Below are 16604 nucleotides of genomic sequence, written 5' to 3'. Positions count from 1 at the left end.
TACTGAAAAAGAGATAATCATATGAGATCATTATCCCAGCGCTCTGTGTGTGTGGTCTATAGATTGGTGCTGAATCGTACTAAATAGACCTTTACGGTCGTAGTTGTGTAATGGAATAGTTTTTTCAATAGTTGAATTTGCCACTGTTCTAATAAACGTCGATTTGTAACATTCCAAAAAAGGAGTTGCACTCGAAGGATTATGGGAGGTCCTGGGAGAATGGCCTTCTTCAAAAGAATGAATCCGGGTTGTAGCCGCTGGTGTACTCAAAGAAAACAGCTACTACTTTGGCAAGAAGCACGCCGAGACAAACTTTTGGTGTCACTCAACACCCGACGTTTCAACCGAAAGCGCACTAGCTAAAAGGACTTTTTTGTACATCTGCTGTTAACAGTGAACATATGAGAAAAATATTCACAAATAAAACTTTCAAAACAGTTGTTATTTTCCATGGCTTTTGATCAGATTTTCCTTCCTTAACAGCTGTTTCTTGACAGTATTTGATGAATATTGAACCCCATAGTATTTAATGAAGTCATATTGAACTCGAGACTTCGATCTAAGACCGAGAACGGGGGATTGATAAGAATTCGTCTATGATCTATCTCCGAATGAATCTTCGCGATTTAGAAGCTGACTTACAGTATTCTGATTATTATCAGCTCTTGTTCATTTCGCTAACTGTAGGCTTGGGCAGCATTCTCCGGGTTCATACGATCGGATTCGACAGTTTTTGGTTAGATGAGGCAATCACGATGTACTTCATCCACACCATGAGTTATCAGGAAATCATTACGGAACTCCCGAAAGTTCAACCACATCTTCCGTTGTACTATATTCTGTTGAAAGCATGGACTTCCATTAGCGGAACCGAAGAGGGAACGGTGCGGATGTTGTCCGCAGCGTTCAGTATCGCTTCGATTCCCGTTCTCTATGCGCTCGGAAAGCGCCTGTATGGGTTTCAAGTGGCTGCAATTGCGGCACTAATGCTGACAGTGAGTCCTTTTCAGATATATTTTGCGCAGGAAGCGCGAATGTATTCGCTTCTCGCTTTTCTCACCGTCGCATCGTATTACTGCTTACTTCGCTATTTGACCTCGAAGCAAACCAAGGAGATGGCTCTCTTCATCATTTCGGCTATCCTTCTCGCATATACCCACGTGTTTGGATTCTTCGTTATCACATCTCAACTTCTCTATCTCTTTTGGGGAGAGTGGATAGGTACCGAGAATTGGCGGTCTTGTATTCGAGAAGCAGGAAGAATAGCCATCCCGGTAGGTATAGGAGCAGCACCGGCGGTCGGGATGATTGCAGCGAAAGTGTTCATCCCGCATTCCTATGGGAGCGGAAGCCAAGTGCAGCACATTCCTGCGCCACCAAATTGGCATGATATCATCTCTGCATACACCCATTTCACGGTTCGATACTCGCATCCACCAATGAGTATCGCCGTTCAGGTTGGGCTACTCATCGGCATTGGTGGCGCTCTGTTCGTCCCCTCTCACTTTCTCTCCCGGAAAAAATCAGTATTCCTTTGGAGTTGGTTGTTGATCCCCACCGGTTTGGCAGTCGTCCTCTCGTATCTTATCCAGCCGATATTCTTCCCCAAATATTTGATCGGCTGCTCCGTTGCACTGTATCTTCTCTTTGCGCGTGGTGCTGCGTTCATCCCGCGTCCCAATGTCCGAACAGTACTACTTGCAATCATCCTGCTCAACGCCGTCGCACTGAATAGCTTCCAATTTACAGACCACCAGAAACGGGAATTTGAATCCGCTGCCAAGTTCGTCGATCAAGGCTATTCGCCCGATGACCTGATCATCGTCGATAAACGAAAGTCGTCGTCGCCATTCGGATATTACTTCGATCGAGCCGGGATGCCGACAGCTGGTGATATTACAGGACCACTTCGCCCAGAGATTCGAAAACAAGTCAGGAGTGTCGACACAGTATGGGTCGTCTTTTCGTCCTCGAAACAACCACATCGACGGAAGGTTCTCCGTGTAGTACGTCGGACGCATGACCGTGCAGCCATCAAACACTTTGCCGGTATTACAGCATATCGCTTTGTCGAAGACCCGAAACACCCGGTACGACAGAAGACTCAACTTTGAGTCGGGCAGACACCTTCAAGCTGCGAATTACTAGACGCTGTTATCACTACCTTTTTGAATCAAATATCTTCTGACAATCTGGGGATGCAGTTGCCTGGTTGAGACCGGAGAGACAGTGAACGATGCAATCATTTGGTGTCTCGAAAGCGATCACACCCGTCTTCCAGTGTATACGAACACTCTCGATAATGTTGTTGGGACAGTCGATATACAAAGTCTCATTAAAATACAACAGAATGGCGTCTTGGGAGAGACGCTCCTCAGTGATCTTGAGTTAATGGATTCTCCTGAGCATGTTCCCGAGAGCAAACCACTTGATGAGTTATTAGAAGAAATGCAGACGATGCGAATCCAAATGGCGGTCGTCGTGGACGAATTTGGGACGACTGAAGGCCTTGTGACGATCGAAGACCTCACCGAAGAGATTGTCGGTGAAATTCTTGAAGGCCCAGAAGACGCACCGATTACACAGCTTGATGAGCAAACCGCGCTTGTTCGTGGTGATGTGGATATTGTCGAAGTGAATGAAACACTTGGTTTGGAGTTACCTGATGGGGAAGAATTCGAAACAGTTGCTGGATTGTTATTCAACCATGCAGGCCGACTCGTTGAGCAAGGTGAAACGTTCAACTGCGATGGTGTCCAACTCTACGTCGAAACGGTTGACCAAACACGCATTACATTAGTGCGTATCCGAATGGGTCGGTCAGATAGCGATGGCGCGAGCACAACAGAAAATACTTCTAAGTCAAAAACTGTCTCTTGATAGACGACCCTGAAAACAATCGTATAATTTCTAATGAAATATTACCTCAAAATCGATATTCATTTACTCAACTATGAATATCCAGTATAGGTAAGAGTTAACGGCGATTTTTCAACCACAACTTCACTACTCCCCAGATTAACACAGCAAAGAGGCCACCGAACACAGCGATGATCTCCTGATAAGTCACCATTTAATCGACGAATTCAGATTCTCCGTCATCGACGATAAGTGATCGGATTTCATTGTATCGCCTGATGGCGATACTAAATCACTCCTTGTCTATTATTCGGCATTTGTAGTAACGATTGTCCAGCGCAAATTTATCAGCTTTCTGTGATGAAGGGCCTGTTGTGAGGGATTAGAAGGCAAATACTTACTAATTGCTATCCCTCATTTTGTGCTGTGATTTCGTCTTGATGAGTACCGAATTCGGGCAAAATGGCGAATTACTCAACCTTGTTGACGGATTTGATCTTGCCATTGAAACGGCGACTGGATGGCCAGGCATTGGACTTGTATTCATCTACTCTTTTTTAATTGCCTTTGTATTACCAGGACCAAGTGAAGTAGTATTAGCTGCACCTCTGGAGCTAGGGCTCCCATCCTCGGCACAACTCGCACTTATCATGCTCTGCAGTGCTTTTGGTAAAGCTCTTGGCAGCTTATTAGCGTTCCATATCGGTCAAGAGGCGAAAAGGGCTGGACCAATCATTCGCTGGTTACGCCGTTCTCGTTTTGATGTCATAAAGTGGTCTGAAAATCGGTCTGTCCAACTGGCCCAAACCTATGGGTATGGAGGGTTGGCAGGTGCCTTATGTATCCCATTTTTTCCGGATACGATCTCGATCTATGCCTTCGCAGTCCTTGAAGAAGATTATACTAAATTCGCTCTTGCCACGTTTCTTGGTAGTCTTGGTCGGCTTCTAGTTACTATTCTCTTTATCGGAGGAGCTTTTACTTTCATCTAATTAATATTTTTATCGGTAGCATGAATGCTATCTAGTGCCAATAAAATTTGGAGTTAATGAGGCGATGCAGAAACACGACAAACAAGAACAATTCAACTTCGCGTCACGATGATCCTCGACCACTAGATCCATCAGTAAGAGCCACGAAAACTCCGCAGACCATCAGTACATAATCTCGATTGACGACGTGATTGGCGAACTATTGCCTGTACATGTCCAAACCATCTCTACGATCCATGATCGGCAAACACATGGCCGAAGGTGAGAGCGCAACCAGGCTGGAGTGCTTGAAATCTTCCTCTCCGAGAGATAGACCAGAACAAAGCTGACTCCGATATTAATATTTATTCTATAGCCGACAACTATGTCTGCAAAATCGATTCGAAGAGTGCTGTGAGTGCTGGTTCTGCAACAATAATGACTGCAAGTAACAAATGCATGCCTTTGTTTCGTTTAATTACCTCTGCAACGAACTCGCCGAAAGAAAGTTATTTCACAATGTCTGCCGTGGTCTAATTGTTTGGTTCAGCGAGTCGCACAACTTTCCGAACCAGACATTTACTTACTCAGCAAACAATATGACTCGTTCTTACAATTCCAGCAATGGTGGTCACTGAGTTTATATCTATATGACATTTTGATTAGATACAAATTAAAAGCACCGAAGATGGGTAATTAGCTAATTAAAGCAATTTTGTCCGTCATACCACCTGCCGGTACATGGAGAAGGAGAACCCGACCTCACTCTCGGAACAGACTCTTGAAGACATTCGAATCGATGAAAACAGTCCGAGAAAGGAAACCCGTCTCTCAAGATGAGTTGAGTGAATGACTTGGCATAGCGAAGAATGACCACAGTAGAGTGTTCTGGGAGAGGAGTAAAACAGATAGAAAATTTGCAGCATGATATTTAAACCAAATTCTCAACAAACTTGACGGTGTCACTGAGAATACAGACTTGAGCCACTGGGTAATTACCCAGATTACAAACTTAGATTGGTGATTATTGCGTCATAATCGATTGGAAACGAGATAACGATGTACCGAGGGTGTTTGCGGTCGGCTATCGAAAGAACGTCTATGACTGGAATCTATGACTTCATTTCTTGTTGATTCCATCAGCGCCAGTGGAATCGACCCACCGCCGCTCTCCACAAAGCACAAATACCGTTCGTTCAACGCTAGCTAGTCTGTTGTCGGAGTTTCATCAAGCTGAACGGCCAGTACAGGAACCTCTGCGGTCCGAATGACTTTTTCCGCAACGCTTCCAAGGAGTTGCCGATCGAGACCAGATCGCCCATGCGTGCCGATGACGATGAGATCGATGTCCTGCTCGGCTGCATACGACTGAATCTCTTCGTAAGGGCTGCCATACTCGACGATTTCTGTCGTCGTTGTCACACCGGCTTCATTCGTTTCTTCCGTGACCTCGTTTACGAGTGCTTGTCCTTGCTCATTGAGTTGCTCATAAACGACATCCGTCGAGATCCCTTCAATTGATGGTGTCGTGAGTTCGACTGCTGACTGGTCAATCACATGCAGTACATGTAACTCCGCATCGTACGTTTGAGCATGTGTGATCGCCTGTTCGATTGCAGTCTTTGCCCCCTCACTTCCGTCGACTGGAAGGAGTATTCGGTCGTACATTGTGATTCCACTACAAGATGATACGGAAAATAGCTGCTGGCGGATCCACACATCGGCAGTAAAACGAATCCACCTCTGTTCAACCGTTCTAACAAGGATCGACTGCCCGTTGAACTGCCGCCTGATTTTTCACACTGTCAAATACTGGTAATCATGTTTCGACTCACGGCGCCCATATTGCCAATTAGCGGTGAGGACTTGTTTTGCTGGCTACTTCGGCGTCACAATATCGTGCATGAATCGGTGATACTCTTCGACCACCCAGTCACCACGACCGACAGTCGCATACGCGTTTCGTCGCTTATCGCTTGCTTTGGTCTGCTTCGAAATCAACCCTTTCTCAACAAGTCGATCGAGGCCAGGATACAATCGACCATGATTGATCGGCTCAGGATAGATATCTTCTAATGCCTCCTGTAGATCGACACCCTCGACTGGTCCTAAGCGGTAAATGAGACACAAGAGGTGTGCCTGAAAGGCGGTGAGATCGGTCGGGAGATTATAAGAAGCAAAATCAAGACCGGATTCGTTCTCGTGTGTGTCAGCAGCGGTGTCTTGATCAGATTCTGAATTAGTCATACCGGAGTGACTAATCATCAACACTTAAAATCTACTATTACTACGACAGCAAAATGGTGCTAGCTGAGTAGAAGAGTTTGTGCTCAACACTCGTTATTGCGGGAAGAGAAGAGTATTGGTTGCTTTGATTCCCGAGAAAACCTTCGAGATGAGTCGGAGTTGCCTCACAGTGCTATGTGGAACCAATTTGAAATTCATATTTACTAATACTTCTAGCAAGGGAAACTCGAACGAACTGGTACATACGACTTCCATTTCGACAACAGAGAGTGAGACACGAATATCTATGAGAGCTAAGATGGTGGACAAAAGTGGATCCATTTTTGTGGAGAGAAAGTGGTTTGCGTGTCATCGCATTACGGTGAGCTATGGCGGCTGCGTGGACACAGTGGGAGCACGTCACGAAGGTCGACCCAGACAAAGCACTCCATGGTGGGGATTCCTACGCTGGCATTGCTGACACGGGTACCGACGCAATCATCATCGGTGGCACCACGAACGTCACTGAAGCCCGTGTTCAACCGATTCTTGATGCGCTTTCTTCTACCGAGATTCCCATCTTCGTCGAGCTGACTTATCGCCCGTCGTCGTTTCACACTGAGTCACTCTCTGGCTACTTGCTGCCGATCGTTCTGAATGCCGATGACCCATTGTGGATCACAGGAGCACACCACGAATGGGTTCGTTCATCTGATCTTGAGTGGGAAGCCGTCCATCCAGAAGCCTATATCGTCCTGAATCCGGCGTCGGCAGTCGCCACATACACGCGAGCAGACTGTGACCTCGACGTCGATGACGTCATCGCCTATGCTGAACTCGCCGAACAAGTCCTCGGTCAGCAAATCGTCTATCTCGAGTATTCTGGCATGCTTGGCGATCCAGCTGCTGTCGCTGCCACGCGAGATGCACTCTCATCTGCGCAGCTCTTCTATGGTGGTGGAATTCACGACTACAATTCGGCCTACGAGATGGCGGGTGTCGCTGATACGGTTATTGTCGGGGATGTACTCCATGACGCTGGTCTCAAGGCGGTCGCGGAAACTGTTCGTGGAGCAAGGGATGTGCATCACGATTCATAATCCTGTGCTCTCCCATCTAAGTGGTGATTATGTCGATTGGGAGTGTGCGCCTACAATCGTTCGTAAGTTAGTACATAATGCTAACCAGTATCGCCCACCGATTTAACGACGTTCGGGCACTACCACTCGATATAAGCGAGAATGCCGCAATCGTCGCTCGGATTATCGAGCATAATACGGGCGGGCAAAACCGTGCGACAATTGATCGTGACCACATCGGTGTGATTGCAACCCAGCATGGTCGCTTTGACGGCGATATTGATGATTCAATAGTTGAGGCGCTTGCTGAAGGATACATCGAAGAACAGGACGGTGAGTACGTCGCGACAGAGAACGTGTGGGATCTCGTTCCCGGTACTACTCGCTAACTCGTCGGTTAATCTGGCTACGCTGCGTACTCTTTTGTTTTCTAATTAGCATAGTATGCTAACACAGGCAGTTGCAACTTCTAATATACTTAAATCTGTAAATGCAGTAATTCACGAAAATCTTATCTAGACAGATGTAATACTATATCCTAGAAACAACGGCCGCACTGAACCACTATTGATTCCCCTCCATGACATCATCTCCATCTACTGATACGGATACCCGCAAATTGTATAGCAGACGTGCGTATCTCGCGACAGGCACAAGTGTAGGAGCGACAGCTCTGTCAGGCTGTCTCCTTCCAACAGGCGCGAGCGGTGGGAGTGTCCCGTCCACAGGGCCGACAAATAACAGTACGAACGCAACGAATGGTAATTTTGGATCGATCGATCCCACGCCGTGGCGTGGCGAGTTCCAGAACGTTGTGAACATGGCGAAAGCAGGCGCGGATCCAACCGGCAACGAGGATGTCTCGCCTATAATCCAGCGCGAAATTGGGAGTGATACGCTCCTCTATTTCCCACCCGGACAGTACAAAATGAACAGCCAGATTCGGCGTGTCGGGCTTCAGAACCTCGGCATTATCGGGCAGAACGCAACGCTCGTTCACGGGGAGGTGGATGCAATCAACGGCTTCGATGTGACAGCAGGCGAGTTCCACGGCCCTGCCCAGCATTTCAAAATTGGCATTCCAGACAATCCGCATCGGGGGAAGTTCTTGTTCGGCGGGTTTACCCTCGATTGGCGCGGGGATAACCAAGGGATGCAGGTATTGAATCACCATACTGCAGGAACATCCGAAATCCGTTCGCTTCGTCAGATCGGGATGCATTCGCTTGGCTGTCAGGGACCACTTCGAGTCCACCCATCAACGGAGGAAGCTCAGGCTCGCGTGAGTAATGTTGATTTTCGCTTTGGTGGGCTCACCTACCAAAAGACGATTAACACTCGTGACACCTACGACGGCGGTCCGTACGCTGGCCGTTCGTGGGCAACGTCAGGAATTACAATGCATCCGAAGGCACAGGGATACCTCCGCGTCGAGAACTCGTTATTCGGTGGCTGGCCCGATAACGGCATCTACGTGATTGGTGGGCATCCTGGAACGGGCGATGGCACGGTCGAGGTCGTGAACTGCATCGCGGCGAACAGCCAGGCGTCGAATATCCGGATCGGCGGCGATAATTCACGAATTCACAACTGTGTCGTTGTGACCGATCGCTCGTTTGGCGAGGAGTTCTACTACGAGCAGCGCCCGATTCGAATCGACGACGGCACGTGTACCGTCTCGAATACGAAAATCGTCCAGACAAAGCCGACCGGATGGTCGCTCACAGCGTTGCACGGTGTTGAGAAAGCAGTGATCCAAAATGTTGAGGTGACGATCAAGGATACACCGATGAAAGCCCTCGTCGTCGACGAGGGCGTTGATCAGGCGACGGTCAAAGACTTCGTGATCAACACGCCCGGGTGGAAGGCGACAAAGGCCCGAGTCATTCGGAACGGAGGTGCGACGCTCAAGAACGTGTTTCTCGACGGTGAAAAAATCGCGTGAAGTGTTTCTACACGCGCTCGAACCGATCAGCGTTCACCGGGAAGACGCTTCGTGCATAGAGCTTCATCAGGTACGCAGCACCAAACCATGAGAAAATGACCATCCATCCGCCTGCTTGGTTCGAAACGTCAAGGACATACAGTGCGACCGCACCGACGCTTCCGAGGACGGCGATCTGAATCAAACAGGCGACGAGCAGAACTTTGCCGAGACCGAGAAGTATTGCAATATGGCGCCGCACTGTCTCTCGGGCACTCTCGTTTGGTGGCTCAATCGATAACGGTGGGATTTGCATGGCCTCATCCTCCATTCTCCTCATCAGCAAGTGGGTCGTCCACTAACTCATACAATGCCGTCTTCGCGTGAATGTTCTCAAGATAGCCGGCAGCGGCAAGGATTCCTAACCGATTGTGGATGTGTTGGCGTGAGCGACCGGTTTCGTCGACGAGATACGATTGGGTTGCGCGTCCTTCCCGAAGGAGTTCGAGAATTTCTTTGTCGACATCTGTGAGCGAGACCATGCTACTGGGTTTGTATAGGAGCATGTAAAACAGCCCTATTCCGAACTACTAGTACTTTACGGACACACCAGTCGTGTTCGTAATACAACCTAGACCACTGTGTCCGTAAAGTATTTATCTAGAGATCTAGATCTCATAGTGAATACGATGATTGAACAAAAGCCGAAATCAGATGGAAAAACCAACTCACGCTGGTACCAGTACTACAAATACGACTCACCACAGAGTGACCGGTCTTGGAGATCCGCACTCACCAAGGCGTGTGAGGTTCTTTCCACGCAATCCGTTCGAAAGAGCGTGAGCACAATCACTCTCTTGTCGGTGTTTTCAGTGCCGGTTGCAGCACAAGCGACCAACGAAGCAAGCGACGTGATGTGCTCGTCCGGACTCGGTCCTGTGATTACACTCGCGTTTGGGATGATCACACTTGGGATGATTCTGCTCTCGGCGTTCCGCGGTGCTATTGCCGTGAACAAAATGGGGAGCGCTCGCTCGGACAAAAAGAAGGAGGGCCGCGAGGCGCTCAAAGGTGCGATTATCACGTTCCTTGGCGCGTGGTTCTTCCCGCTGTTCGCGGTCGTCATCGACAAAGCCGGTGTGAGCACGCTGTCGTGCGTGAATTTCGCGAACATCATGTGAGCCACATGGCTCATCCTTTTGACTATGATACAGAATCGTAACACCAGGTGGCTGTCGGTGCTTTGTCTCGTCGCGGTAGTTGCACTACTCACTACTCCCGTCGCCGCACAACAAGTCGCAGCGAACAACTCGACAACATCCCAGCATCACTGGATCGGGGGTCCAGGAGCCGAGCAAACATCGCCCCCGGACAACGCGACGACGACAACGACGAATGGTACCAACTCTACGAGCGGCGGGAACAGTGGCACCGGTGGGAATGCTAGTGACGGTGGTGGCCTTCTCGATGGAATCAGTGGAGGACTTGTCCCATCGATTAACCCGGTCGACATGGCGAGAGGACAGCTCAAAGCGATCGCCGGAATCTTCCTCGGAATTGGGAAGGGAATCGCGAATATGGTCCGTGACAGCGTTGCAGCGATTCCTGCGCCCGGACAGCCCGATGACCCGAGTACATGGATCAATCCGCAAAATGGGCTGTGGCCCGGTGTGTATACAGCTGCTCGGTGGACGTCCGGTCTTGGTGCAGTGGTTCTCATGGCCGGGTTCGGGATGTCCTTCTACCGATCGGATCCGTACGAAAAACGCCAAGCTTGGAAGCGTGTGGGCATTGCATTTTTGATGCTGGCGACGACGTGGATTATCCCGCCACTCATCCTCCACTTGGCGAACGAGACAGCGATGTCCATCGCACCTGGCGGTGCCGAGTTCATTCAGACGAACTCAAAGCTCGCGAAACTCGGTGTTGGGATCGGCTTCGGTGCCGCTCTCGGCATTCTCCAAACAGGGACGGTTGTCGTTGGGATTCTCGTCCTCGGGCTTGAGCGCGCGCTCATTTACTTGAGCGTGTTTCTATGGCCGCTTGCCTGGGCGTGTCGGTGCTTCTCCGGGTTCCTGAAGAGCATCGGTGACACGTTCGTCTACCTCTTTGGGGTCGTGATTGTCACGAAGCTCTTCCAATCGCTTGTCCTCCTGCTCCTCTCAAAGCTCCCGTGGACGTCATCAGCACTCGGTGCGCTGGAAACATTTGCACTCGTTGTCGGGGGACTCGGATTCGCGTTGCTCATCCTTCCAAAACAGATGCTCGCGCACGCGAATAATGCGGCGTCGGTCGCGCTCGGGACGTCTACGGCGAACCAACGAAAGGCGGGTGAATACGTCGACAAGGCCGGTGAGCGCGTCGGCCACGAAGTCCACGAGAAAGTCCAGGACTATCGCAGCGACAATTCGAGTTGGGAGCAGTCGGCGAACTCGACGTTTAGCACTGGCTCGTCGGCGGATGATGAGACGGTGAACTACCACTCGGTCGATAATGCACTAAATGCCGACGGCGGCATCGACGCCCAAGCTGCCCGCGAAGAACAGGAACGCGCCGATTATGAACTCAACCGGGGGCGCAACATCCTCCAGCGATACGAGTGATCAACCATGACAGAAGATACCACAGTCGAACCGTTCGAACTGGCAGAAGACGACGGATACCACCGGATTACGCTTGGTCAAACCGGGGTCGGAAAGTCCCGGTTGATGGCCGCGAATATGGCTCGGTGGTATGCAGAACAGCACGACCAGTAACCCCGTTCCGGTTCACGCCGCTGTCCCAGTGCAAGGCTGGGAGACGGGCCTCACCAATGACAGAACATTCAACGGAACGACATCAGAACGAGTCCGCCGATGAGATCCTTCTTGACATGCGCCTTTCGGTACTTGGGACTGTGCTGTCTCTCGTAGGAGCCTTGCTCGTCGTCGTTCCTGTCCTCTCCGCACTCCCTGTGTGTCCGCTTTCGATGACGAAAGAGACATCTCGGCTCTCAGGATGCGCACTCGGAGGTACGTCTATCTTCACCTATTTCCGCCCAATATTGGCCTCGGAGTGGTTTGTGGTCGGGATCTGTCTCGGTACCCTAGGCTTCGGTTTCAGGTTCAGCCGTTGAAGTAGATCTCACGAGAGGTTTACGACCCGTTTCGGTTCACGCCGCCGTCCCAGTGCAAGGCTGGGAAACGGGCCTTACCCATGACAACCAACGAAGACGCGCCGAAAGACCCGACACAGCTCGTCCCACCCTACGTTGACTCTGGCCTCGACTTTCACGGGTTCAACGTGAATGATATGCTCTACGGCGCGCCGGGCGCCGGTCTGATGGGCATTAGTGGCCTCGCTGCCCTGTTCGGCGCCCCACTTGTCCCCTCTGCAGTGGGCGCCGGGATCGGCGCTCTGGGTGGACTTAGCGCCTTTGGGCTCGCGATTTCTTCCGACGAGTACACCACGGGGCTGGACCGGATTAAGGGCCCGCTCGCTCAGCTGAAGGCCAGCCGTCGCCTGCCAAAGACGGGCGACGAAGCGGCGACTGTCCATGGCGTGAAGCGAATCCACGCCGATGGCACCGCCGAAATGGACGACGGGCGCTTAGTCGCGATGGCTCGCATTTCGGGCCGAAATACGGCGATGCAGAATGAGAGCGAGGCACGGGAAATGATTGGCCGGGTTCGGACTGAACTCGACCAGCACGTGAGCGATTTCAGTTTTCGCCTGTTCAGTTCCGCACTGGAAATCGATCCACGTGATGTGACCGACAAGTACCGCGCAAAGCTCTACTCCTCGGAGTACGCTGGCGAGGAATGGAAACTAGCGCGCGAGCTATTGCGGAGCGTCATTCAGTGGACCGAGAACACCGATTTCCCCCGCTTCGACGCTCGGGAATGGCAGCACTATCTCGTCGTCGAGGTTCGACCGGACGAAGTTGCGGTGTCGGATATGACCGATGACGGTGAGATCCGCTCGTTACTGTTCGGTGGCGACGATGAACAATGGGAGGCAAAGCGCCGGCGGATGCAGCGGGAAGTGAAAACCCGCCTGTCTCGTCTTTGTCGGGCGTTCGGGAGTACCGACGGGTGTGAGACGACCCAAGTGGGTCCGGCCGAGCATGCGCTTCTCTTGGGCCGCTACTGGAGCGGCACGGAACACTCCTTCGACACCAAGCGGGTAACGAAAGATATCGATGCAGCGGTGTGGCCCCACACCGCCGAAGAGGGCGACAGTCCACGCCCGGAAGCCGTGGATGCAACCGACGCGCCACGGACAGGAGTAGCGGATGTCGCGAGGGTCGAAGCGACAACGGACGGTGGCACCATCTCGCAACCAGTCGCAACGAGTACGCATGCGGATGATAACGCCGACGGAGACACGTCGTTCCTCGCGCAGGTTCGTGAGGGCTTGCTTGCCCCGCTCGCGGGCGGCGACGACGGCACCGGCTTGGCTCACGATCGGGTACAGGAACTCCTCGCGCCACAGACGTTCGACGATCGCGACGGCTATGTTCGGACGGGACAACAGTACTGTCGTACCTACTGGATTGCTGATTGGCCGGTCGAGCCCCGAGAGAAGTTCCTCGAGCAGATCTACACGATGCGAGGTGTGGACGTAGACGTCTGTCTGGACGTTCGCGAGCGAGACAAACGCATGACAGAGCTGGAATTGAAGGATACGATCGGCGAGATTGACGCGAATATCGACGAGCGCAAAGACGTGAGCGACGTCTCGGCGATTCTCGTCGAAGACGACCTGGACCCGTACGTGAAGATGTACAAGCTGCTCCACCACACACAGGCCCAGCCATGGGATTTGAGCGGCTACGTAACGGTTCGTGCCGGGACACGCCAGGCGCTTGATAAAGCCGAGGAGCGGATTGAGGAAGGCCTGGCGAGCGAAGACGACCTAACGTTGGATATCGCGAAACATCGGGCGCTCGAAGACGACTGCGATAAAGTGCGGGACACCCTCGAAAGCGCACCCGCTCACCTGACAGTACTGGCCCCAGAACAGCGCCAGGCTGAACTATTCGAATCCTGTTCGCCGAACGGCTGGGACAAGTTCGCGGATGTCTCAACACGCGAGCGCTATTCGCTCACGCTGTCGGGAACGATCGCGGCGGCCTTCCCGCCGGTATCTGCCTACATCGACCAGGAAGACGGCGTCGAGCAGGGGCGCAACGTCCAGAACGGGAGTGAAATCATCAAGGATCAATTCTCAGTGGCACCCGGTCACCGACTGACGATCGGGAACTCCGGCAGCGGAAAATCGTACCACGTCGGCAAGCAAGCGACCCGCTGGTATCTGGCAGGTGAGGACCGCACGCTCATCCTATGCGATACGATGGGCGAGTTTGGGAGTCTCATTGAACTCTTGAACGGCCAGCACATCACCGTGGATGGTTCACAGACGATCAACCCGCTCCACATCGAGGAGACACCGGAAGCGGCATTAGCGGCATCGGGGAACCTGGATCCGTACGATATGAAGTTCACCGAGGCGCGTAACTTCATTCTCGATATGATTGGGGACGAAGCTGGCGAGTTCGCGCCACTCGTTTCTGATGCCCTGAACGCCACCTACGAGGAGGCGGGTGTACTGAAAGAGGACGTCACCACACACAAAGCCGAGAACAGTCCGACGATGGCCAATTTCCGGGAGATCGTCAACGACATGGGTGAGAATCCGGGCGAGTATGTCGACTCGGAACTCGAAAAGGCACAGATCCAAGAGAATGCCGGGCCGCTCCTCCGCCGTCTCAGTGGCTTCAAAGAGGGCGGCGAACACGATGCGCTCGTCGGGGAATCGGAAGCTCACATTCGCCCGGGTGAAGTGTCGTACCTCGATCTCCAACAGATTCAGGGACTCGGCGCCGCGGCGGACAAAGCGACCATGCTCCAGTTGATGCTCGGCCAGGTCTACCAAGCGGTGAAGCGGGCGCCGAGTAAGACGCTGTTCGTGATCGACGAAGCGCACTATCTCTTCCAATCGAAGGAAATCCTGGCGTGGCTCCAACAGTCGGCCCGTCACTGGCGGCACTTCAACGCCGGACTGTGGTTCCTTTCGCACCGGCCGAGTGACTTCGCGAGCGCCGACGACAAGGACATGCAAGAGTCCAAGCGTGCTATTCTCGGTCAGGTCCCGACAACCGAGTTCTTCTACACGGACAAGCTGGAGGAAGACGACGCGAAGCAACGGTTCGGGATGAACGACGAGCAACTGAACTTCATTTCCAGCAAGGCGAAACGCGGGGAAGACGGCCTGGGCTATACGGACTATCTCGTCGATTACGCGGATGTTGAGGGGTGGATGCACGCTCAGGAACGCGCCTCTCCCTTCGAGGACGTCATCTATAGCTACAAAGCGAGTGAGGACGGGCCGTTTCGGCCGTACATCGAAGATGAGTGGGGTGAGATTTGATGGGCCTGTTCGACAGTGACAACACGTTCACTGCATCCAGACTCAGCGAGCAGTATTTCCAACCTGCCGAGGAAACGCCAGGGACGCTCTTACGGATCACGCCACACAAGGACAACGACGGCATTCAGGGTGCGGCCCGTCTGTTGCAGTCAATTCACGACGTGCAGACGAGTGGCCTTCGCGGGAAGAATACGAGTGATCACCACGCGTTCGAACTCTGGTTTGATGAAGGCCGTGTGAAATTCCTCATGCACGCCGCCACCAAGAAAGCCGCCACCAAGTACACGACACGGTTGGAAAATGCGTATGCGAACTCTGATGTGCATACCGTCGAGGATGGTGAGGGCTTCCCGCCCATCCGCGAAGATGATTACGTGGCCGCTGCGGAACTCGATATCGAGCGTCACTACTTCTACCCAATTCGTCATCATGAGGGCGACGGGTTCACTCATGACCCCTACAGCGAAGTCACGAGCGAAATGCAAGGGCCGGAAGAGACGCGGGTCGTCATCCAGGTCGTCTTTCGGCCGGTACCCAAAGAGTGGGCGACCGACGATGGGGGCGGGCTCCTTCGTCGCGGTGAGAGCGTCGATGATGTCGCCGAGGGCTTGCGCCAAAACACGGTAACGGGATGGCTCGATCCACGCGAACGTGAGGCATCGAAAAAGGACAAGGACGCCGCGAAGATCATCGAACAGCAACGTGGGAAATACGCGTTCAACACCAACCTTCGAATAATCGCGATTTCACCCGACGAGTACGAGGCTGAAGCCCGCTGTGAAGGTGTTGCAGGGATGTTCACCCGCTACTACAACAGCAAGACCGAGCAAGGCTTTGAGGCAACGCCCATTTCGAAGAGTCACCTTCCGGCGATGATCGAGTCATTCCACACGCGTGAATGGCACGACCGTGAGATGATTCTCACGATTAATGAGTTGGCAGGGGCAGCCCACATTCCCAACGAGGAGATCAACACGCCGAACGTCGATTGGAAGAACACCCAACGGGGCAGTAGCATCCCACCGGATTCAGCACAGCAGCAGTAACGACCACCCCATCATTTCCAACCCATCCATGTCACTATTTAACTTCAGTTCAGACGATGAGCCAGCAGCAGACGAACAGCCCACAGAC

At 52.2% G+C, this 16604-nt stretch carries 15 protein-coding genes; 11 read left to right on the top strand and 4 right to left on the bottom strand.

Features of this window, described 5'->3' with window-relative positions; genetic code table 11:
• Nucleotides 1-611: 611 nt before the first annotated feature.
• From LJF34_RS24895 to LJF34_RS24885, 3 genes are all read left to right on the top strand, one after another.
• Nucleotides 612-2114 carry a glycosyltransferase family 39 protein gene (locus tag LJF34_RS24895; RefSeq protein WP_231188719.1) on the top strand — a complete coding sequence of 501 codons (1503 nt, stop codon included), beginning with the start codon at nt 612-614 and terminating at the stop codon, nt 2112-2114.
• 115 nt (nt 2115-2229) lie between these two features.
• The gene (locus tag LJF34_RS24890; protein WP_231188716.1) at nt 2230-2880 is read left to right on the top strand and encodes a transporter associated domain-containing protein; all 651 of its coding nucleotides are present in this window, start codon (nt 2230-2232) and stop codon (nt 2878-2880) included.
• 419 nt (nt 2881-3299) lie between these two features.
• Nucleotides 3300-3851: a VTT domain-containing protein gene (locus LJF34_RS24885; protein ID WP_231188714.1), complete on the top strand. Its 552-nt coding sequence runs from the start codon at nt 3300-3302 to the stop codon at nt 3849-3851.
• Nucleotides 3852-5036: 1185 nt separating this feature from the next.
• Here LJF34_RS24885 and LJF34_RS24880 read toward each other — a convergent pair.
• Together LJF34_RS24880 and LJF34_RS24875 are read right to left on the bottom strand one after the other, a co-directional pair.
• A complete protein-coding gene (locus LJF34_RS24880) occupies nt 5037-5498 on the bottom strand; it encodes a universal stress protein (RefSeq protein WP_231188713.1) in 462 nt (153 codons plus the stop codon).
• A gap of 210 nt (nt 5499-5708) precedes the next feature.
• A complete protein-coding gene (locus LJF34_RS24875; protein WP_231188712.1) occupies nt 5709-6077 on the bottom strand; it encodes a helix-turn-helix transcriptional regulator in 369 nt (122 codons plus the stop codon).
• A gap of 368 nt (nt 6078-6445) precedes the next feature.
• Here LJF34_RS24875 and LJF34_RS24870 point away from each other — a divergent pair, with 368 nt between their 5' ends.
• From LJF34_RS24870 to LJF34_RS24860, 3 genes are all read left to right on the top strand, one after another.
• Nucleotides 6446-7156, top strand: coding sequence for a phosphoglycerol geranylgeranyltransferase (locus LJF34_RS24870; RefSeq protein ID WP_231188711.1), 711 nt, complete (start codon nt 6446-6448; stop codon nt 7154-7156).
• A gap of 221 nt (nt 7157-7377) precedes the next feature.
• Complete coding sequence (locus LJF34_RS24865; protein WP_231188710.1) at nt 7378-7524, top strand: hypothetical protein; 147 nt, start codon at nt 7378-7380, stop codon at nt 7522-7524.
• A 431-nt stretch (nt 7525-7955) separates the two neighbouring features.
• Complete coding sequence (locus LJF34_RS24860) at nt 7956-9080, top strand: hypothetical protein (RefSeq protein ID WP_231188708.1); 1125 nt, start codon at nt 7956-7958, stop codon at nt 9078-9080.
• A 7-nt stretch (nt 9081-9087) separates the two neighbouring features.
• Here LJF34_RS24860 and LJF34_RS24855 read toward each other — a convergent pair whose 3' ends face one another.
• Together LJF34_RS24855 and LJF34_RS24850 are read right to left on the bottom strand one after the other, a co-directional pair.
• Nucleotides 9088-9375 (bottom strand): hypothetical protein, encoded by a 288-nt coding sequence (locus LJF34_RS24855; protein ID WP_231188707.1) that lies wholly within the window; start codon nt 9373-9375, stop codon nt 9088-9090.
• A gap of 4 nt (nt 9376-9379) precedes the next feature.
• On the bottom strand, nt 9380-9601 hold the full coding sequence (locus tag LJF34_RS24850; protein WP_231188706.1) for a helix-turn-helix domain-containing protein: 222 nt from the start codon (nt 9599-9601) through the stop codon (nt 9380-9382).
• 147 nt (nt 9602-9748) lie between these two features.
• Here LJF34_RS24850 and LJF34_RS24845 point away from each other — a divergent pair, with 147 nt between their 5' ends.
• From LJF34_RS24845 to LJF34_RS24825, 5 genes are all read left to right on the top strand, one after another.
• Entirely contained in the window at nt 9749-10240 is a 492-nt protein-coding gene (locus tag LJF34_RS24845) for a hypothetical protein (protein WP_231188705.1), read from the top strand.
• A 603-nt stretch (nt 10241-10843) separates the two neighbouring features.
• Nucleotides 10844-11662, top strand: a complete 819-nt coding sequence (locus tag LJF34_RS24840) for a hypothetical protein (protein WP_231188704.1) — start codon at nt 10844-10846, stop codon at nt 11660-11662.
• Nucleotides 11663-11668: 6 nt separating this feature from the next.
• Nucleotides 11669-11815, top strand: coding sequence for a hypothetical protein (locus tag LJF34_RS24835; protein ID WP_231188703.1), 147 nt, complete (start codon nt 11669-11671; stop codon nt 11813-11815).
• A gap of 439 nt (nt 11816-12254) precedes the next feature.
• On the top strand, nt 12255-15470 hold the full coding sequence (locus LJF34_RS24830; RefSeq protein WP_231188702.1) for a hypothetical protein: 3216 nt from the start codon (nt 12255-12257) through the stop codon (nt 15468-15470).
• Nucleotides 15470-16516 (top strand): hypothetical protein, encoded by a 1047-nt coding sequence (locus LJF34_RS24825; RefSeq protein ID WP_231188701.1) that lies wholly within the window; start codon nt 15470-15472, stop codon nt 16514-16516. The genes LJF34_RS24830 and LJF34_RS24825 overlap by 1 nt, the downstream gene beginning before the upstream one ends.
• Nucleotides 16517-16604: the final 88 nt, after the last annotated feature.

Source organism: Haladaptatus sp. DYF46 (assembly GCF_021083305.1).
GTDB lineage: Archaea > Halobacteriota > Halobacteria > Halobacteriales > Haladaptataceae > Haladaptatus.
Note: the sequence above shows the minus strand (reverse complement) of the source record. Positions and strands in the feature narration are given on the sequence as shown.

Coding starts and splice junctions, on each gene's coding strand:
- LJF34_RS24875 (WP_231188712.1), bottom strand. CDS start 6,077: ATGACTAATTCAGAATCTGATCAAGACACCGCTGCTGACACACACGAG.
- LJF34_RS24825 (WP_231188701.1), top strand. CDS start 15,470: ATGGGCCTGTTCGACAGTGACAACACGTTCACTGCATCCAGACTCAGC.
- LJF34_RS24895 (WP_231188719.1), top strand. CDS start 612: ATGAATCTTCGCGATTTAGAAGCTGACTTACAGTATTCTGATTATTAT.
- LJF34_RS24830 (WP_231188702.1), top strand. CDS start 12,255: ATGACAACCAACGAAGACGCGCCGAAAGACCCGACACAGCTCGTCCCA.
- LJF34_RS24860 (WP_231188708.1), top strand. CDS start 7,956: ATGGCGAAAGCAGGCGCGGATCCAACCGGCAACGAGGATGTCTCGCCT.
- LJF34_RS24880 (WP_231188713.1), bottom strand. CDS start 5,498: ATGTACGACCGAATACTCCTTCCAGTCGACGGAAGTGAGGGGGCAAAG.
- LJF34_RS24845 (WP_231188705.1), top strand. CDS start 9,749: ATGATTGAACAAAAGCCGAAATCAGATGGAAAAACCAACTCACGCTGG.
- LJF34_RS24855 (WP_231188707.1), bottom strand. CDS start 9,375: ATGCAAATCCCACCGTTATCGATTGAGCCACCAAACGAGAGTGCCCGA.
- LJF34_RS24885 (WP_231188714.1), top strand. CDS start 3,300: ATGAGTACCGAATTCGGGCAAAATGGCGAATTACTCAACCTTGTTGAC.
- LJF34_RS24850 (WP_231188706.1), bottom strand. CDS start 9,601: ATGGTCTCGCTCACAGATGTCGACAAAGAAATTCTCGAACTCCTTCGG.
- LJF34_RS24870 (WP_231188711.1), top strand. CDS start 6,446: ATGGCGGCTGCGTGGACACAGTGGGAGCACGTCACGAAGGTCGACCCA.
- LJF34_RS24835 (WP_231188703.1), top strand. CDS start 11,669: ATGACAGAAGATACCACAGTCGAACCGTTCGAACTGGCAGAAGACGAC.